The 16147-nt window shown below is 69.4% G+C and carries 17 protein-coding genes and 1 pseudogene; 10 read left to right on the forward strand and 8 right to left on the reverse strand.

Annotation, left to right across the window (positions count from 1 at the left end; genetic code table 11):
- Positions 1–12: 12 nt before the first annotated feature.
- The 5 genes and pseudogenes from ACFFGE_RS02635 to ACFFGE_RS02655 form a co-directional block, all read right to left on the reverse strand.
- The gene (locus tag ACFFGE_RS02635; RefSeq protein ID WP_376834022.1) at positions 13–1386 is read right to left on the reverse strand and encodes an O-antigen ligase family protein; all 1374 of its coding nucleotides are present in this window, start codon (positions 1384–1386) and stop codon (positions 13–15) included.
- The gene (locus tag ACFFGE_RS02640) at positions 1383–1571 is read right to left on the reverse strand and encodes a hypothetical protein (RefSeq protein ID WP_376834024.1); all 189 of its coding nucleotides are present in this window, start codon (positions 1569–1571) and stop codon (positions 1383–1385) included. Before ACFFGE_RS02640 ends, ACFFGE_RS02635 begins: the two co-directional genes overlap by 4 nt.
- Positions 1572–1698: 127 nt before the next feature.
- Positions 1699–2241 (reverse strand): annotated as a pseudogene (locus ACFFGE_RS02645) (NAD-dependent epimerase/dehydratase family protein); the annotation flags it as partial.
- Positions 2242–2413: 172 nt separating this feature from the next.
- On the reverse strand, positions 2414–3310 hold the full coding sequence (locus ACFFGE_RS02650) for a DMT family transporter (protein WP_376834026.1): 897 nt from the start codon (positions 3308–3310) through the stop codon (positions 2414–2416).
- Between the two features lie 59 nt (positions 3311–3369).
- Positions 3370–4122 (reverse strand): Coq4 family protein, encoded by a 753-nt coding sequence (locus ACFFGE_RS02655; protein WP_376834028.1) that lies wholly within the window; start codon positions 4120–4122, stop codon positions 3370–3372.
- A gap of 43 nt (positions 4123–4165) precedes the next feature.
- Here ACFFGE_RS02655 and ACFFGE_RS02660 point away from each other — a divergent pair, with 43 nt between their 5' ends.
- Positions 4166–4450: a ribbon-helix-helix domain-containing protein gene (locus tag ACFFGE_RS02660; protein WP_376834030.1), complete on the forward strand. Its 285-nt coding sequence runs from the start codon at positions 4166–4168 to the stop codon at positions 4448–4450.
- Here the strand turns inward: ACFFGE_RS02660 and ACFFGE_RS02665 are convergent.
- The gene (locus tag ACFFGE_RS02665) at positions 4366–4677 is read right to left on the reverse strand and encodes a hypothetical protein (RefSeq protein WP_376834032.1); all 312 of its coding nucleotides are present in this window, start codon (positions 4675–4677) and stop codon (positions 4366–4368) included. The two genes, ACFFGE_RS02660 and ACFFGE_RS02665, sit on opposite strands and share 85 nt — an antisense overlap.
- 2 nt (positions 4678–4679) lie before the next feature.
- Positions 4680–4871, reverse strand: coding sequence for a hypothetical protein (locus ACFFGE_RS02670; protein WP_376834034.1), 192 nt, complete (start codon positions 4869–4871; stop codon positions 4680–4682).
- A 128-nt stretch (positions 4872–4999) separates the two neighbouring features.
- Between ACFFGE_RS02670 and ACFFGE_RS02675 the strand changes: the two genes are divergently transcribed.
- The 6 genes from ACFFGE_RS02675 to ACFFGE_RS02700 all read left to right on the forward strand — a co-directional run bounded on the left by ACFFGE_RS02675 (position 5000) and on the right by ACFFGE_RS02700 (position 12227).
- Positions 5000–7321, forward strand: coding sequence for an ATP-dependent helicase (locus ACFFGE_RS02675; RefSeq protein ID WP_376834036.1), 2322 nt, complete (start codon positions 5000–5002; stop codon positions 7319–7321).
- Positions 7322–7356: 35 nt separating this feature from the next.
- The gene (locus tag ACFFGE_RS02680; RefSeq protein ID WP_376834038.1) at positions 7357–7608 is read left to right on the forward strand and encodes a hypothetical protein; all 252 of its coding nucleotides are present in this window, start codon (positions 7357–7359) and stop codon (positions 7606–7608) included.
- On the forward strand, positions 7608–7886 hold the full coding sequence (locus ACFFGE_RS02685) for a type II toxin-antitoxin system RelE/ParE family toxin (protein ID WP_376834040.1): 279 nt from the start codon (positions 7608–7610) through the stop codon (positions 7884–7886). Before ACFFGE_RS02680 ends, ACFFGE_RS02685 begins: the two co-directional genes overlap by 1 nt.
- 131 nt (positions 7887–8017) lie before the next feature.
- Positions 8018–9328 carry an O-antigen ligase family protein gene (locus ACFFGE_RS02690; protein ID WP_376835192.1) on the forward strand — a complete coding sequence of 437 codons (1311 nt, stop codon included), beginning with the start codon at positions 8018–8020 and terminating at the stop codon, positions 9326–9328.
- Positions 9246–11351, forward strand: coding sequence for a DNA topoisomerase IV subunit B (gene parE / locus ACFFGE_RS02695; protein ID WP_376834042.1), 2106 nt, complete (start codon positions 9246–9248; stop codon positions 11349–11351). The genes ACFFGE_RS02690 and parE overlap by 83 nt, the downstream gene beginning before the upstream one ends.
- Positions 11352–11423: 72 nt before the next feature.
- Positions 11424–12227 (forward strand): hypothetical protein, encoded by an 804-nt coding sequence (locus ACFFGE_RS02700; RefSeq protein WP_376834044.1) that lies wholly within the window; start codon positions 11424–11426, stop codon positions 12225–12227.
- Position 12228: 1 nt separating this feature from the next.
- Here the strand turns inward: ACFFGE_RS02700 and ACFFGE_RS02705 are convergent, their stop codons facing one another.
- Positions 12229–12582: a hypothetical protein gene (locus ACFFGE_RS02705; protein WP_376834046.1), complete on the reverse strand. Its 354-nt coding sequence runs from the start codon at positions 12580–12582 to the stop codon at positions 12229–12231.
- 232 nt (positions 12583–12814) lie between these two features.
- Between ACFFGE_RS02705 and ACFFGE_RS02710 the strand changes: the two genes are divergently transcribed.
- The 3 genes from ACFFGE_RS02710 to ACFFGE_RS02720 all read left to right on the forward strand — a co-directional run bounded on the left by ACFFGE_RS02710 (position 12815) and on the right by ACFFGE_RS02720 (position 16143).
- The gene (locus tag ACFFGE_RS02710) at positions 12815–14209 is read left to right on the forward strand and encodes a DEAD/DEAH box helicase (protein WP_376834048.1); all 1395 of its coding nucleotides are present in this window, start codon (positions 12815–12817) and stop codon (positions 14207–14209) included.
- A gap of 101 nt (positions 14210–14310) precedes the next feature.
- Positions 14311–15366: a GGDEF domain-containing protein gene (locus ACFFGE_RS02715; protein ID WP_376834050.1), complete on the forward strand. Its 1056-nt coding sequence runs from the start codon at positions 14311–14313 to the stop codon at positions 15364–15366.
- 6 nt (positions 15367–15372) lie between these two features.
- Complete coding sequence (locus tag ACFFGE_RS02720; protein WP_376834051.1) at positions 15373–16143, forward strand: lysophospholipid acyltransferase family protein; 771 nt, start codon at positions 15373–15375, stop codon at positions 16141–16143.
- Positions 16144–16147: the final 4 nt, after the last annotated feature.

The following is a 16147-nucleotide window of genomic DNA, read 5'->3' on the forward strand; positions in this document are numbered from 1 at the left end:
GGGCCGCGAAGGTCAGCCGCGTCCGCGGATCTGAGCGAAGCCGAACTGCGCGCCCAACAACAGCGCCCATGCGGCCGAGATCGACGGGACCTGCAGGGCGTAATCCGTCAATCCGTGGACCAGAATGACGACATTGGCCGCGATCATGGCGCGCAAGGCCCAGCCGCCTCGCGCGAGCGTTCGGGCGCGCAGCGCCGCGGCGGCGATCACTCCGCCGATCAGGGCGAACATCGGCAGGCTCCCCAGGAGCCCGGCTTCCTGGAGCCACTGTAGGTAGACGTTGTGGGTCGCCCGGATGCTCCACAGGGGGCCATAGGTCTCCGCCGACGTCAGATAGACGTTCACGTCCGTAAAGCTTCCCAGCCCCGAGCCCCAGACCGGCGCATCGATGAAGGCGCGCCAGTGGACGGCGAAGATCACCGACCGCACCTCCACGTCCTGATCCAGGGCGGCCACGCGTCGGAGCACCAGGTCGTTGCCCTGCCCCACGGCGACCGCCGCCATCAGGCATATCGCCGCCGCGACGCCCAACGTGCGCCACGAACGGGTCGGCTCGGCGAAGGCCTGCCAGACCACGAGCGTCAGCACGCCGGCCAGCGTCGCCAGGGAGCCCATCCGCGACCCGGTCAGGATCAAGGCGAACACCAGCAGCATGAGCGGGGCGACCGCCAGCGCCAGCCGGCTCCAGCGATCCGGTCCTCCGATCTCGGCGCTCTCGCGCAGGGCCTTGAACAACCACCCGGTCGCCATGACCACGAGGACCCCCAGCATCGTCGCGGCGCTGTTGGCCGAGAGGAAGCCGCCCGCCAGCCGGCCGCTGACGCCGATCTGGGCCCCGGACAGAAAGACAAGGATCGCGATCCCCGCCCAGATCGCGCCTCCGGCCAGGAACACGGTTGCCAACCTCACGCCCCAGATCCGCTGCCCGGCGATCAGGGCGCCGAAGACGAACAGGGCCGCCAGACCCAGCAGCTGCGATATGGCCAGCAGGGTCGCGCTGCGGTTCACGGTGATCGTCGGTGGCAGATCGGCCCAGGCCCAGATCGGGTGCGCCGCGCCCGGCGGTCCCGCGCCTAAGCTTACGATCGCGATCGACAGGGTGAGCGCGAAAAGGCCCGCGATCCACCAGAGGCCCTTGATCTGGGGCAAGGCCCTGCGCAGCCGCGGCACGGCCAGACCGACCAGCAGGATCGCGCCACACAGGGCGGTCAGCGCCTGGGCGGCCATGGGCTGGTTGGCGCCGAACAGCAGGTGTGCTCCGTACAGCGGAGCCACGGCCGCGGCCAGCAGCGCGGTTCCGCGCCAGCCGATCGCGGCGACGCCGGACCGCGAGGGTCCGAATTCCGTCGCCCGCGACGCGCCGGAGGCCCGCCGTCGACGGCTCAAGCGGCGTAGTACTTCTTGTAGTCGGCGTAGTAGTAACCGGCGTCGCCGTATCCGTACTTGGCCTGGGCGTTCATATCCACCTGGGTCAGGGCGAGGCCGGTGACGTGGGCCCCCGCCTGATCAAGGGTCTTGAGCGCGGTCGCGATCGCCTTTTCCGGCGTCTTGCGCCAGCGGGCCAGGAACACGGTCACATCGGCCTTGGCGGCCAGGATGCGGGTGTCCGAAACGGCGAGGGTCGGCGCGGTGTCCAGGATCACCATGTCGAACCGTTGACGGGCCTCGGCGAGCAGATTGTCCATGGCCGCGCTGCCGAAGACGTCCCTCGGGATCGGCCCCCGCCGCGTTGAAGTAGCGCAGTACGGCCGAGCGGAAACCGGCGTAGCGATCGAGGTCGGCGAGGACCTGCTCCACCATCAGCTTGGACCGGCCATAGGGGTTCAGCGGCGCCTGGGGATGGGTCTCGTCCATCGGCAGGCGCACCGGGTCGCCATACGTGGCGCAGGTCGAGGAGAAGACCATCCGCTCAACGCCCGCCGCACGAGCGGATGCGATCAGGTTCAGGGCGCCGCCCACGTTGGTCTCGTAGAAGGCCGCCGGCTCGCGAACCGACTCCCCCACCTCGATCAAGGCCGCGAAGTGCATCACGGCCACGGGGCGATGGGTGGCGAAGGCCGCGTCGAGCGCGTCCCGGTCACGGATGTCCCCCTGGATGAAGGGCCCCCACCGCACGAACGCCCGATGGCCGTTGGACAGGTTATCAAACACGACCGGGCTGAATCCGGCCTGCGCCAGCGCCAGACAGGCGTGGCTGCCGACATAGCCGGCGCCCCCCGTCACCAGAATGGTCTCGCTCATGCGCACAGCCCAGGAAAAAGAGGTGTCACCAAAACGGCGATCAAGACAGCAAACACCGTGCCACGAGATTTCGCGCCGCAACAACACGGGATCGTGACGCCACGGGCGTTATGCGGATCATGGACGACAGGCCGCCCTCACATGCCGGCTGGCTCGCGTCGGGGACGTGGAGTCAGGCCGTCTTCGGCGCCCTGAGCAGCAGCGCCTGACCGCCCAGCACCAGGCCGAGGCCGACGAACGCCAGCAGCCCGAACCGGGCGCCTTCCAGCACCACCGAGATCGCCATCGCCAGCGGCGGCGTCAGCGCCGAGATGTAGGACGCCATCGCATAACCTCGCGCTCTCGCCAGCCAGAAGTAGAGGCCGAACGCCACCACCGACCCCAGGATCGACAGGTGCAGCAGCGACAGGACGTAGGACCAGCTCGGCTCGAACCCGAACGGCGTGCCGGCGATCGCGGCGTAGATGAGCAGGAACCCGACCCCATAGGCCATGGCCCAGGCCGTCATGGGCAGCACCGCGCCGCCGACCTGCTGACCGCGCCAGGCGAACAGGTTGCCGATCCCCGCGCCCAGCACCGCCAGGACCGCCAGCAGCAGACCGATCGCGGCGCGGCTCTCCATCTCCGCCCGCAGCAGCTCCGCCCCGAACATCGCCGCCACCCCAAGCAGGCCCAGGAAGGCGCCGACCCACGCCAGCCGGGCCGCCTTCTGCCCCAGCACGAGGCGGAACAGCACGAGGTTCAGGAACGCCAGCCCGGCGAACACCACCGCCACCACGGCCGAGGCGATCCGCTCCTCGGACCAGTAGACGAAGGCGTAGTCGATGGCGAAGGTGAACAGCCCCTGCCCCACAGCGGCCAGATGCTGGGCCCGCGTCAGCTTCAACGACCGGCCGGTAAGGGCGCAGAAGCCCATGAGCACAACCGCCGCAAGGCCGAAGCGATAGACGATGCTGGCGATCGGATCGACGGCGCCGAGCTGCAGCGTGATCGCGTACCAGGTGGTGCCCCAGATGAGGGCGCAGACGATCACGGCGCCGAGCGCGAGGGAGGAGGAAACCGGCTTCATGGCGGCCGCCTAGCACGCGTCGCGGGCGGCCGTCGCCTCACGCTGTCGGACGATGTGTTTCAGGCCCGGAGCTTGAGCGCCAGCCGGGCCTCGGCCGGAACGGCGGCGTAGACGGTGGCCGGCCTGATGTTCAGCCGGCGGCGCACGATGTCCAGGGGCTCGGCGAACACAGCCTCATAGTCCAGGGCGGGCAGCCAGGCGGCCCTGCGACCGTTCCGATAGGCCTGCCAGACCGCCCGTCGCGCCGGGATCGCCGGGTTCTCGCGCTGGACCTCCCGCGCCGCGCCCCATCCGATGAAGGCGAAGCCGAGATTGCCGGTCTGGGCGTAGGAGAAGGACACGACGCACGCCTCGCCCAGGGCGTCGGTCTCGTAGCCGGTCAGCACGTGCCAGATGTCATGCACGTCGCGCAGGCGGCGCGAGTACCAGATCACGGGGTGGGGCGCGTCCACCGCGTCGGGCGCGACCTTCCTGGCCTCTTCCGCCAAGCCTTCGGCGGTGAAGCCCCTCGCCTCGCGGAAGGCGCGATAGGCCGCCCCGACGGTGCCCGGGCCGAACCGGGCGAGCCAGGTGGGATCGTCCAGCTTCGTCGCCAGCTCCTCGCGCAGGAACGCCTGACGACCGCCTTCGACCGTCCCGATCATCCGCTGATAGCCACGCGAGATCGAGCCGCCGGACAGGGCGCGCATGATCTCGAACACCTGGGCGGTGTCTTCCTTGTTCCGTATCAGTCGGCGGAAGGCCTGAAACGCCTTCAGCGGCTCGAGCGGCGGCGCGCGGAACGGGGTCAGTCCGGGGTCGATCGCGGTCATGCTCGCATTGTAGCGCGTCCCGGGCTCTGCGAGAACGCGGGCGATGCTGAAGAAGCGATCCTTCCTGCTGTCGGGCCACGCGACCTCGGTGGCGCTGGAGCCCGAGTTCTGGGCGGTGCTGGACCGCATGGCCGAGGAGGCCGGCGAGAGCCGCGCAGGCTTCATGGCGCGGCTGGACGCGGCGCGGGGCCGTCGTCCGCTGGCGTCCACCTGCCGGACGACGGCCCTGGCCTGGGCGCTCGCTCAGCCCGCCGGCGCGTCGGTCGACGGGGGCTCGGCAGGGGTCGGCAGCGAGGGGGCTTCCGGCGTGGGGATGTCCGGCAGCTGAGGCGCCTCGATGTCGACGTCGATGTCCGCGCTCGGGACCTCCGGCGTCGGGGTTCGACCGGAGTAGACGAAGAAGGCGATCACCGCGAGCAGCACCAGCAGGCCGCCGACGATAAAGGCCGTCGCCGAGCCGCCGCCGCCGCGCTGAGGCGGATTGTTGATCGTGGTGTGGATGTTCGGCCGGTCGTCGCGGCGCTCGTCCGGGGGCGGCAGGTTCGGATCGGTCATGATCACGCGCCTCCGGAGGTCGACGGGGCGGAGACCTCGGGCAGGCTGACGTCGACGTCGACCTGATCCGGCGCGGTCGGGGCGCCGCCGTTGGCGAACATGAACCAGGCGATGATGGCCACGACGACCACCAGGCCGCCGACGATGAAGGCGATGCCGGCGTTGCCGCCGCCGCTGCGAGTGTCTTCCGCCATGAAGGTCCTCCCTCTGTGGTCAAGGCGACAGACCGAACGGCGATCCCACGGCGACGGTTCCGTGAGCAGGCGCTGACATCCAACGCCGTGCCCCTTATGTTCCAGGGCCGACTCCACCAGGACCTGCTGTGACCGATCTCCCCACCCCGCGTATCTCCGACCTCGCCCGCCCCGCGCCGCCGCCCGGCGCGGACTACCTGGAGGGCCTGAACCCGGAACAGCGACGGGCGGTTGAGACCACCGAGGGGCCTGTCCTGGTGCTGGCGGGCGCCGGGACGGGCAAGACGCGGGTGCTGACCACGCGGCTGGCGCACATCCTGGCGACCGGCCGCGCCCGCCCGTGGGAGCTTCTGGCCGTCACCTTCACCAACAAGGCCGCGCGCGAGATGCGCGAGCGGATCACCCATCTGATCGGTCCGTCGGCCGAGGGCCTGCGTTGGCTCGGCACCTTCCACTCGATCGCCGCCCAGATCCTGCGCCGCCACGCCGAGCTGGTCGGGCTGAAATCCAGCTTCACCATCCTGGACACCGACGATCAGGAGCGGCTGATCAAGCAGCTGCTGGAAGCCGAGAACATCGACACCAAGCGCTGGACGCCGCGCTCGCTGGCCGGACTGATCGACCACTGGAAGAACCGCGGCTGGACGCCCGAGAAGCTGCCGACGACCGAGGACTTCGCCAACGGGAGGGGCCAGAAGCTTTATGCGGCCTATCAGGCCCGGCTTGTCACCCTGAACGCCTGCGACTTCGGCGACCTGCTTCTGCACAACCTGACGATCCTGTCGCAAAACGCTGATGTCGCGGAGGAATATCGCCGCCGTTTCCGCTACATCCTGGTGGACGAGTACCAGGACACCAACGTGGCCCAATATCTGTGGCTGCGGCTGCTGACGTCATCGACGGGCAACGTCTGCTGCGTCGGCGACGACGACCAGTCCATCTACGGCTGGCGCGGGGCGGAGGTGGACAACATCCTGCGCTTCGAGCGCGACTTTCCCGGCGCCAAGGTCATCAGACTTGAGCGCAACTATCGGTCCACGAAGCACATTCTGGGCGCGGCGTCCGGCCTGATCGCGGCCAACCGCGACCGGCTGGGCAAGACGCTGTGGACCGAGGACGACAGCGGCGACAAGGTGAAGGTGCGCGGCGTCTGGGACGGCGAGGCGGAGGCCCGCCTGATCGCCGACGAGATCGAGACCGCCCGGCGTTCCGGCTTGCGATACAAGGACATGTCGGTGCTTGTTCGGGCGTCGTTTCAGATGCGCGCCTTCGAAGAGCGGTTGGTCATGCTGGCGATTCCCTACGCCGTCATCGGCGGCCCGCGCTTCTTCGAGCGGGCGGAGATCAGGGATGCTCACGCCTATCTGCGCCTGATTCAGTCCGAGGACGACGACCTGGCGTTCGAACGGATCGTCAACACCCCCAAGCGCGGCGTCGGCGACACCTCGGTGCAGAAGATCCTGCAGATCGCCCGCGCCCAGGGCGTGTCGGCCATGACGGCGGTGCGCGCCCTGATCGGATCCGACGAGTTGCAGGCCCGCACCCGGACCGCCCTGTCGAACTTCGTGCGCGACCTGGACCGCTGGCGCGCCCAGGCCCAGCAGGTCCGTCACTGGGAGCTGGCCGAGACGGTGCTCGAGGAGAGCGGGTATGTCGACATGCAGCGCGCGGACCGCGCCACCGGTCAGACCCGCCTCGACAACCTCAAGGAGCTGGTCCAGTCGATGCAGGCCTTCGACAGCCTGACGGCCTATCTGGAGCATGTCTCGCTGGTGCTGGACCTCGACCGGGGCGCCGGCGAGGACGCGGTGCAGATCATGACCCTGCACGGCGCCAAGGGCCTGGAGTTCCCGCTCGTCTTCCTGCCGGGCTGGGAGGAAGGCGTCTTTCCCAGCCAGCGCAGCATCGACGAGAAGGGCGAGAAGGGCCTGGAGGAGGAACGCCGCCTGGCCTACGTCGGCGTCACCCGCGCCAAGCGCGAGGCGCGGATCAGCTTCGCCGCCAACCGCCAGGTCTATGGTCGCTGGACCAGCCAGCTGCCCAGCCGGTTCGTGGACGAGTTGCCGCTGGATCATGTCGAGGCCCAGTCGGACACAGGCTACTACGGCGCCCAGCCCGGTCTGAAGGAGGCCAAGAGCCGCTGGGACGACGCCCCGACCTTCGGCGCCGGCTATTCGTCCCCGGGCTGGAAGCGCGGCCAGGCCTTCGCCGCCTCGCAATCCCCCCGCCCCGCCTACGCCCGCAACGCCGTCATCGAGGGCGAGGGCCGACTGATCGCCACCGCCGACCCCGCGGCGGGCTCCAGCTGGTCGCGCGGCGACCGCGTCTTCCACCAGAAGTTCGGCTACGGCGCCGTGCGCGCCGTCGAGGGCAACAAGCTGCTCGTCGCCTTCGACAAGGCCGGCGAGAAGAAGGTCATCGATACGTTCGTGGAGCGGGTGGAGCGCTGATTGGCGAGCGCGTCGGCGGGGTGTATCTTCCGCCCATGGCCGACGGCGCTCTGAAGCTCACTCTCAATGATCCCTTGGCCTCGCGGCTGACCAAGCGGGCCGATGCCGCCGGGCTTTCACCGGAGGCTTTCGTCAGCGAGGTGCTGGCTCGCTTGCTGGACGAGGCCGATCGGATGGACCGCCCGCCCACCAGACCAGAAGACTACGAGGGGCCATACGTCGAACTGGAAGACGCATTGGGCCAGTTCAGCGCTGAACTCGATCGTCGGTTGGCCTCCCGCGGCTAATGAGGGTCGTCCTCAGCCGAAACCCCAACACGGACCTGCTGTCGCACATCGAGTGGCTGGCGTCTCAATCGCCAAGCGCGGCCCGGGCCGCTCAAACCGCCATTTTGAGCGGCTTGCGGACCTTGGCGCAGTTTCCGGCGTCCGGGCGCAAAACCGAGACGGGTGAACATGAGTGGCCCATTCGCTTCGGGCGCGGGGGCTTCATCGCCGTCTACAGGATCGAGCGCGACCGGGTGATCGTTGGGCGCATCTTCGACATGCGTCAGGATCGCCGCTGAGCAGCAGGCCTAACTCCGCCTTAACGGCGATCCGCCAGCATGCCTAAGTGCGCAACTCCGCTCCGAACGTAGTCCTATCCACTCACTCCCCCCCCTGGTGGGAGCAGCTCGCGGCGGGCTTCGTGGTGATCATGCTGACCGGCGCCTTCGTGGGGCCGGTGTTCGCGCCGACGCAGGACGAGACGCCGGTCCTGAGGCTGGTCTGGATTCCCGTCTATGCGGTGATCGCGGCCCTGTTCCTGCTGCGGCTCGACCGGGTGGTCAGGGCCTGGCCGGCGCTGATCCTGCTGGGGCTGACGGTGCTCCTGGCCTTCGCCTCGAAGTGGTGGTCGATCGACGCGGCGACGACCCAGCGGCGAGTGATCGCGCTCGCCATCGCCGGGGCCTTCGCCGTCTATCTGGGCAGCGTCTTTCGGGGCGTCGCCCTGCCGCGCCTGCTGACCCTGGCGGGGCTGGTCATGGCGGTGGGCAGCCTGGTCTTCGTCATCGCCTTTCCCGCCATCGGCATCCATCGCGACGTCAACGACGGCCTTTGGCGCGGCATGTGGTACGAGAAGAACCAGATGGGCCAGGTCATGGTCTGCGTGGCGGTGGCCGCCGCGGCCTGGCTGGCGTCCGGCGACAGCCGATGGCGCATTCCGGCGGCGACGCTGGTTCTGGCGACCTTCCTCATGGTCATGACCCAGTCCAAGACCTCGCTGCTGTGCCTGATGCTGGGGTTCGGGATAGTCGGCGCGATCTGGGCGGCGCGCCAGGGCGGCGCCGTGCTGGGCGTGTTCGCGGTCTGGGGCGCCGTGTTCACCGCGCTGGCGGTCGGCGTAGGATTCGCTCTTGAGGGGCCCACGATCCTGATCGCGCTCGGCAAGGATCCGTCCCTCACCGGCCGGACCGACATCTGGGCCGCCCTCATGGAGATGGTGCGCGAGCGGCCGTGGACCGGCTATGGCTACGCCGCCTTCTGGACCCGGGATTCCGTGCCCGCCGACATCATCCAGGCCCGCACCGGCTGGCTGGTGCCCTCGGCGCACAACGGCTGGATCGATCTGCTGATCCAGGTCGGCTGGCCCGGTGCGGCGCTGGTGGGGCTGATCTTCGTCGTCGCCGTCTTGGCGACGCTCGCGCGCCTGCGCGACGACGGGCTGGCCGAGGGCGGCTTCGGCCTGGCCTATATCGCCATCGTCATCACCCTCAGCCTCTCGGAGTCGGTGCTGATGCACCATCAGGACTTGGCCTGGGTGATGGTTCTGACGGTTCTGACGCGCGGCGTGATGATGCGCGGCTATCGCGCGTCCACAGCGGTTGCGCCGACCGGCCCCGGGGCCTACCAGACCCCCTCCCGAATCGCCGCATTGTCTGGTCATGGCCAAGCCCGCCGAAGCCCCGTCCCTGTTCGACCTCTCGCCCGCGCCCTCCCCGGCTCCGGCGCCCGTTCCGGCGTCTGAGGGCCCGCGCGCGGCTCAAGGGCGGTCGCCCTCCCCCGCGCCGGACAAGCCCCAGGCCCTGTCGTCCGCCGCGACCGCCCCCGTGGCCGCCGCCAGCGGCTATTCCGCCGCCTCGATCGAGGTGCTGGAGGGGCTGGAGCCGGTCCGCAAGCGTCCGGGCATGTACATCGGCGGCACCGACGAGCGCGCGCTGCACCATCTGTTCGCCGAGGTGCTGGACAACGCCATGGACGAGGCGGTCGCCCGCCACGCCAAGCGGATCGAGGTCGTGCTCGACGCCGAGGGCTTCCTGTCGGTCCGCGACGACGGCCGCGGCATCCCGGTCGATCCGCACCCCAAGCATCCGGGCAAGTCCGCGCTCGAGGTGGTGATGACGGTGCTGCACTCGGGCGGCAAGTTCTCGGGCAAGGCCTATGAGACGTCGGGCGGTCTGCACGGCGTCGGCGTCTCGGTCGTGAACGCCCTGTCGGAGCGACTGGAGGTCACCGTCTGGCGCGACGGGTTCGAATGGCGTCAGTCCTTCTCGCGCGGCCACGTGCTGGGTCCGGTCGAACAGGTCGGGCCGTCCAGGAAGCGCGGCACCCTGATCCGCTTCCGCCCCGACGAGGAGATCTTCGGCGTCGGGGCCGCCTTCAAACCCGCGCGCCTGTTCCGTATGGCGCGCTCCAAGGCCTACCTGTTCCGGGGCGTGGAGATTCGCTGGACGTGCGCGGCCGAGCGGATCACCGACCAGACGCCGACCGAGGCCTTGCTGCACTTCCCGGGCGGCCTGGCCGACGCTCTGGCCGAACGGATCGGCGAGGTCGAAACCGTCACCCCGGCCTTCGCCGGACGGGTCGAGCGTCAGGGCGAGGCGGGCGCGGTGGAATGGGCCGTCACCTGGACCGCGGCCGGCTTCGGCGAGGCCGACGGCTTCGTCAGCTCCTACTGCAACACCGTCTCCACGCCGGACGGCGGCACCCACGAGGCGGGCTTCCGCGCCGCCCTGGTCAAGGGTCTGAAGGCCTACGGCGAACTGACCGGCGAGAAGCGGGCCGGCCTGATCACCGCCGAGGACGTGATCGCCAACGCCGGCGCGCTGGTCAGCGTCTTCATCCGCAATCCCGAGTTCCAGGGCCAGACCAAGGACCGGCTGTCCTCGCCCGAGGGGCAGCGCATGGTCGAACAGCTGCTGCGCGACCCGTTCGACCATTGGCTGACGGAAAGCCCGAAGCAGGCCAACGCGCTGCTCGCCTTCATCATCGAACGCGCCGAGGAACGGCTGAAGCGCAGGAAAGACAAGGAGGTCCAGCGCGCCGCCGCCACCCGCAAGCTGCGTCTGCCGGGCAAGCTGGCGGACTGCACGCGCCAGGCCGCGGAAGGCACCGAGCTGTTCATCGTCGAGGGCGACTCGGCCGGCGGCTCCGCCAAGCAGGCGCGCGACCGCAACACCCAGGCGATCCTGCCGCTCAGGGGCAAGATCCTGAACGTCGCCTCGGCCACCGCCGACAAGCTGCGCCAGAACCAGGAGCTGTCGGACCTGGCGCTGGCGCTGGGGGTGCAGCCGGGCTCGCGCTTCCGTATCGAGGACCTGCGCTACGAGCGGATCGTCATCATGACCGACGCCGACGTGGACGGGGCCCACATCGCGGCGCTTCTGATCACCTTCTTCTATCGCTCCATGCCCGAGGCGATCCGCCAGGGGCGCGTGTTCCTGGCGCTGCCGCCGCTCTACCGGATTCAGGCCGGGGCGCTGTCGGAGTACGCCCGCGACGACGCGCACCGGGATGAACTTCTGGCGACCACCTTCAAGGGCAAGAAGGTCGAGATCGGGCGGTTCAAGGGGCTGGGCGAGATGATGGCGGCCCAGCTGAAGGAGACGACCATGGACCCGAAGAAGCGCACGCTGGCGCGGGTCACCCTCCCCGCCTCGGAGGAGGAGATCGAGGATCTGGTCGAGCGTCTGATGGGTCGAAAGGCCGAGGCCCGCTACCAGTTCATTCAGGAGAATGCGCGGTTCGCCACGGCCGACCTGGACGTCTGATCGGCGACGCTTGGGTTCGGCTGACGCTCGTGTCAGTCTGGCCCGGTCAATTCGCGTCTGAGTGAGCCCGGCATGCGACGTCTTCTGCTTCCGCTCGTCAGCGCCGCCCTGGTCTGGACGCCGCCCGCGCACGCCCAGACCTCATCCGACGCGCCGGTTCCGATCGAGGAATGGTCGCAGGAGCGGGTGTCGACGCTGGGACGGCGCATCTATCTGCATGACCGCGCCGCTTGGCTGGCGACCGAAGCCCTGCGCGAGACCCTGACCGCCGATGAAATCGACCAGGTCGAGGGCTGGATCGTGACGGAGGCCGCGGACGGACTGCGGGTCCGGTTCGCGCGCGAGGCCGACGGGGTGCTCGTTCCCGGCTGGGACGTGCCTGTCGGCGACAGCGCCGGTCCGGTGTCGGCGGTGGAGACGGGCAGCCTGTTCTCCGCCACCGAGCTCGCGCAGTTCGCCGCGCGCCAGACCGCCGCGCGCGAGATCGGCGCGCTTCGATGTTCCCGGGAGATGAACTCGGTCGTGTTCGAGGATCCGGACGGGGGCGGCTGGCTGGTCTGGCTGCTCGCCGCCTCGACGGAGCGCGGCGTCATCCCCGTTGGCGGCCACTATAGATTCAGGGTCAGCGCCGACGGCTCCACGCTGCTGCGGCGCGATCAGCTTTCGAACGGCTGTCTGAACATGCGCGACGACCGGCGAGGACCCAACGGCCAGCGCGCCGGACTGGTCGTCACCCATATCGTGTCCGACGGTCCCGTCGAGACCCACGTCTTCCTATCGCTGCTGAACCGGACTCCCGTCTACGTCGCGGCGGACGACAAGCTGATCGCCGTCGAGGGGGACAGAATCCGCTTCGTGCAGACGCTCGAAGACTGATTCAGCGCCCTCGCTGGAGGACGTTGCTCACGCGCCGTCCCAACGGATCGCGCGACGTCCATCGCGCGCCGACCTGGCCCTCGATCATGGGGGTGCAGAAACGGCGGATCAGCATGATCGACGGCGTGATGTCGTTCAGGCAGATGCGCTCGCCCTCGATCGTCCAGCGGCCCCGGATCTCGCGCCCGCTGGAGAAGCGTGCGCGATAGCTGCCGTCCGGGTCGAACCAGTGGCGGACCCAGCCGCCGTCCTCGTACTCGGAAATGACCGTATTGCCGAACGCCGCCGAGATCTCCGCGCGAGCCGACGGGGCCGCGACCACCAGCGCCGCCGACAGAACAAGTCCCAGACGCATACCGAACGCTCCCTCTCCCCGGCCTCAACATTAACGAATGGACAGGATTTGCAAGGGCGGCCCAGCCGAAAATACTTGACTGCGGCGTAGGGCTATCCATATAGCGCCGCGTGTCTGGAACAGGATGGCGATTCGCGCCGCCCGTTCGCCCTCAGCATCTCGGGCGGTTCCGCATGTGTCGATCCGATACGCGGGTCGATGGTTCGCTTCTCATCCTCGTTCGAAGGACTTCATGACCGAGTTCGCCAATCTGGGCCTCTCGCCCACCACGCTCAAGGCGGTGGCCGACACCGGCTACACCACCGCCACCCCCATCCAGGAACAGGCCATCCCCGTCGCCCTCGCGGGACGCGACGTGCTGGGCATCGCCCAGACGGGCACCGGCAAGACCGCCGCCTTCACCCTGCCGATGGTCGATCGCCTGGCCGCCGGGCGCGCCCGGGCGCGAATGCCCCGCGCCCTCGTCCTGGCGCCCACCCGCGAACTCGCCGACCAGGTGGCCGAGAGCTTCGCCAAATACGCCAAGGGCACGCGGCTGAACTGGGTTCTTCTGATCGGCGGCGTGTCGATGGGCGACCAGGTCGCCATGCTGACCAAGGGCGTCGACGTGCTGATCGCGACCCCGGGCCGGCTCCTGGACCTGTTCGAGCGAGGCAAGATCCTGCTGACCGGCGTCGAGATGATGGTCGTCGACGAGGCCGACCGCATGCTCGACATGGGCTTCATCCCCGACATCGAGCGCATCTTCAAGCTGACGCCGCCGCGCCGCCAGACCCTGTTCTTCTCCGCGACCATGCCGCCGGAGATCACGCGCCTGACCCAGCAGTTCCTCAAGGACCCGACGCGGGTCGAGGTCTCCCGCCCGGCCATGACCGCCGACACCATCAGCCAGTACGTCGCGCCTATCGGCTCGTCCGACCCCAAGGCGAAGCGCGAAGCGCTCCGCGCCCTGATCCGCCGATCGGATGTGAAGAACGGCATCGTCTTCTGCAACCGGAAGTCGGAAGTCGACATCGTCGCCAAATCCCTGAAGAATCACGGCTTCGACGCCGCGCCGATCCACGGCGACCTGGATCAGTCGCTGCGTACGAAGACGCTGGCGGCCTTCCGCGCCGGCGAGCTCAAGCTGCTGGTCGCCTCCGACGTCGCGGCGCGGGGGCTGGACATTCCGGACGTCAGCCACGTCTTCAACTACGACGTGCCGCACCACGCCGACGACTATGTGCACCGCATCGGCCGCACCGGTCGCGCCGGGCGCTCGGGCGAGGCCTTCATGATCGTCACCCCGGCGGACGAGAAGTCCTACGACAAGGTCCTGAAGCTCACCAAGAAGACGCCCGAGACGATCAGGCTCGAGCCCGCGCCGGCGCCCGCCCGCCCGGAGCGCAAGCGCGCCGAGCGCTCGCCCAAGGCCGACACGCCGGTCGCCGCCGCCGAGGTCGCGGCCCCGCGCGCGGAGCCGGAGGTCGTCGAACCGCGACCGGCCCCTCGGCCCGAGCGGACGCGCAACGCCGGCGAGCGCGGACGTAGAGACCGGGGCGGCGAGCGGACGCCTGCGGCGCCTCAGGGAACCCTCGGATTCGGCGACGACATTCCCGCCTTCCTGCGTCGCCCGGTCCGCGCCTAAGGTTGTTTTTCCTGATCTTTCCGGGCCGGTTAAGCCCGTGTTAGATGAGCGCGACTAGGCTGACCCGCGTCACGGCGCGACGGCGCTCAAGGGACCGGGACATGACTCAGGTGGAGACCACCCTGCGGGGCCCCTCGGGGTTCTCGTTGGCCAGACAGGCGCTGGTCGAGATGGAGTCGGCGGGGGTCTGGCCCACGCCGCTGAACTTCGAGCTGTGGCTTCACTATCTCGGCGCCCCCGACAGCCCGCTCGGCGCGGAGATGAAGCGCCTGATCGAGGAGCATGAACCCTTCACCGAATCCGTGGCCGAGCGGCTCGCCGCCGAGTTCCTGCCGCGGGGACGGCTCAGCGAAGAGATCCGGGACGCCGGAGCCGTGCTGAACCGTGAGCTGAGCACCGTCTCCCAGGCCATCGCCAGCGCCCAGGAATCACAGCGCGCCTATGGCCAGACCCTCGCCGAGGCCTCGGACAAGTTCATTCCCGACGCCGAGCCCGTCGCGCTGAAGGCGGTCGTGGACGGCCTGTCCAGCGCCACCGCCAAGGTGCGCGAGGAGAACGCCGTGCTCGAACGTCGCCTCGAAGCCTCCGTCAAGGAGGTCTCGCGTCTGCGCGAGCATCTGGAACAGGTGCGTCGCGACGCCCTCACGGACGCGCTCACGGGCCTGGCCAACCGGAAGGCCTTCGACGAGGCGCTCGATGCGGCCTGCGACGAGCAGGACGAGACCGGGGCTCCGATGACGCTGGCGGTGATCGACATCGACCACTTCAAGCGCTTCAACGACACCTGGGGGCATCAGACCGGGGATCAGGTCCTGCGGTACGTGGCCAGCGTGCTGGCTCGCATCGGCCGCACCCCCCGCGTCGCCGCCCGCTACGGGGGCGAGGAGTTCGCCGTGATCTTCCCCGGCGAGCTCTCCGGCATGGTCGAGGCGGAGCTGAACGCCGCGCGTGAGGAGATCGCATCGCGCCAGCTACGCCGCCGCTCGACCAATGATGAGCTCGGCGCCATCACCGTGTCCGCCGGCATCGCCCAGCGCCTGCCCGGGGAAAGCGCCCAGTCCCTCATCGATCGGGCCGACAGCGCCCTCTACGCTTCCAAGCGCGCGGGCCGTAACCGCGTCACCAACGCGCGCGCGATCAGTCACAAGGCCGCCTGAGCCCCGGTGCGCAGCGTCGCGTTCAACCTGGCCTACTGGATCCTGTCCATCGGCTACGGGCTCGCGGCCGCCTTCGCCGCGCTGGCGCCGGGTCGGGGGCCGACGACCTGGGTCATCCGTCGATACGTGCGCCGCATGGTGCAGGCGATGCGCCTGTTCGCCGGCATCCGGATCGAGGTTCGTGGACGCGAGCGCCTGCCTGCCGGCGCCTTCATCATTGCTTCGAAGCATCAGAGCTGGGGCGACGGCTTCGCCACCTACGACCAGTTCGAGGATCTGGCGTTCGTCACCGGGGATCACCTGGAGAAGTTTCCCCTGCTCGGCGCGGTGCTGAAGAAGCTCGGGGCCATCGTGGTCAACAACTGCGGCGGCCATCGCGCGCGCGAAGCCCTGAAGCAACGCGCCGCCGACGCCCATCGCGAGGGCCGTCGCATCCTGATCTATCCCGAGGGCAACCTGGCCAAGGTCGGGGAGAAGTTCCGATACCGGTCCGGGGTCTGGCACATGGCGCGGGACTTCGACCTTCCGGTCGTGCCCCTGGCCACGAACCTGGGCCTGTTCTGGCCGCAGGAGGCGTTCGCGAAACGCCCAGGCGTGGCGACGCTGGAGTTTCTGGACCCGATCCCGCCAGGACTGCCCAAGGACGAGTTCCTGGCGCGCCTCGAAGCGGCGGTCGAGGGCAGGACCGCGGAACTGATCGCCGAGGCCACCGGCCGGCCCGCGACGGCCGCCGTCCTCGTGCCCACGCCGGACGAGCTCAGGCGCGCTGCGACCTGAGGGC

The sequence above is a fragment of the Brevundimonas balnearis genome (assembly GCF_042434805.1).
GTDB lineage: Bacteria > Pseudomonadota > Alphaproteobacteria > Caulobacterales > Caulobacteraceae > Brevundimonas > Brevundimonas balnearis.

What these genes read in the sequence shown, in the direction of transcription:
- ACFFGE_RS02650 (WP_376834026.1), bottom strand. Translation starts at nt 3,310, where the DNA reads ATGAAGCCGGTTTCCTCCTCCCTCGCGCTCGGCGCCGTGATCGTCTGC.
- ACFFGE_RS02655 (WP_376834028.1), bottom strand. Translation starts at nt 4,122, where the DNA reads ATGACCGCGATCGACCCCGGACTGACCCCGTTCCGCGCGCCGCCGCTC.
- ACFFGE_RS02660 (WP_376834030.1), top strand. Translation starts at nt 4,166, where the DNA reads ATGCTGAAGAAGCGATCCTTCCTGCTGTCGGGCCACGCGACCTCGGTG.
- ACFFGE_RS02665 (WP_376834032.1), bottom strand. Translation starts at nt 4,677, where the DNA reads ATGACCGATCCGAACCTGCCGCCCCCGGACGAGCGCCGCGACGACCGG.
- ACFFGE_RS02670 (WP_376834034.1), bottom strand. Translation starts at nt 4,871, where the DNA reads ATGGCGGAAGACACTCGCAGCGGCGGCGGCAACGCCGGCATCGCCTTC.
- ACFFGE_RS02680 (WP_376834038.1), top strand. Translation starts at nt 7,357, where the DNA reads ATGGCCGACGGCGCTCTGAAGCTCACTCTCAATGATCCCTTGGCCTCG.
- ACFFGE_RS02685 (WP_376834040.1), top strand. Translation starts at nt 7,608, where the DNA reads ATGAGGGTCGTCCTCAGCCGAAACCCCAACACGGACCTGCTGTCGCAC.
- ACFFGE_RS02690 (WP_376835192.1), top strand. Translation starts at nt 8,018, where the DNA reads ATGCTGACCGGCGCCTTCGTGGGGCCGGTGTTCGCGCCGACGCAGGAC.
- parE (WP_376834042.1), top strand. Translation starts at nt 9,246, where the DNA reads ATGGCCAAGCCCGCCGAAGCCCCGTCCCTGTTCGACCTCTCGCCCGCG.
- ACFFGE_RS02700 (WP_376834044.1), top strand. Translation starts at nt 11,424, where the DNA reads ATGCGACGTCTTCTGCTTCCGCTCGTCAGCGCCGCCCTGGTCTGGACG.
- ACFFGE_RS02705 (WP_376834046.1), bottom strand. Translation starts at nt 12,582, where the DNA reads ATGCGTCTGGGACTTGTTCTGTCGGCGGCGCTGGTGGTCGCGGCCCCG.
- ACFFGE_RS02710 (WP_376834048.1), top strand. Translation starts at nt 12,815, where the DNA reads ATGACCGAGTTCGCCAATCTGGGCCTCTCGCCCACCACGCTCAAGGCG.
- ACFFGE_RS02715 (WP_376834050.1), top strand. Translation starts at nt 14,311, where the DNA reads ATGACTCAGGTGGAGACCACCCTGCGGGGCCCCTCGGGGTTCTCGTTG.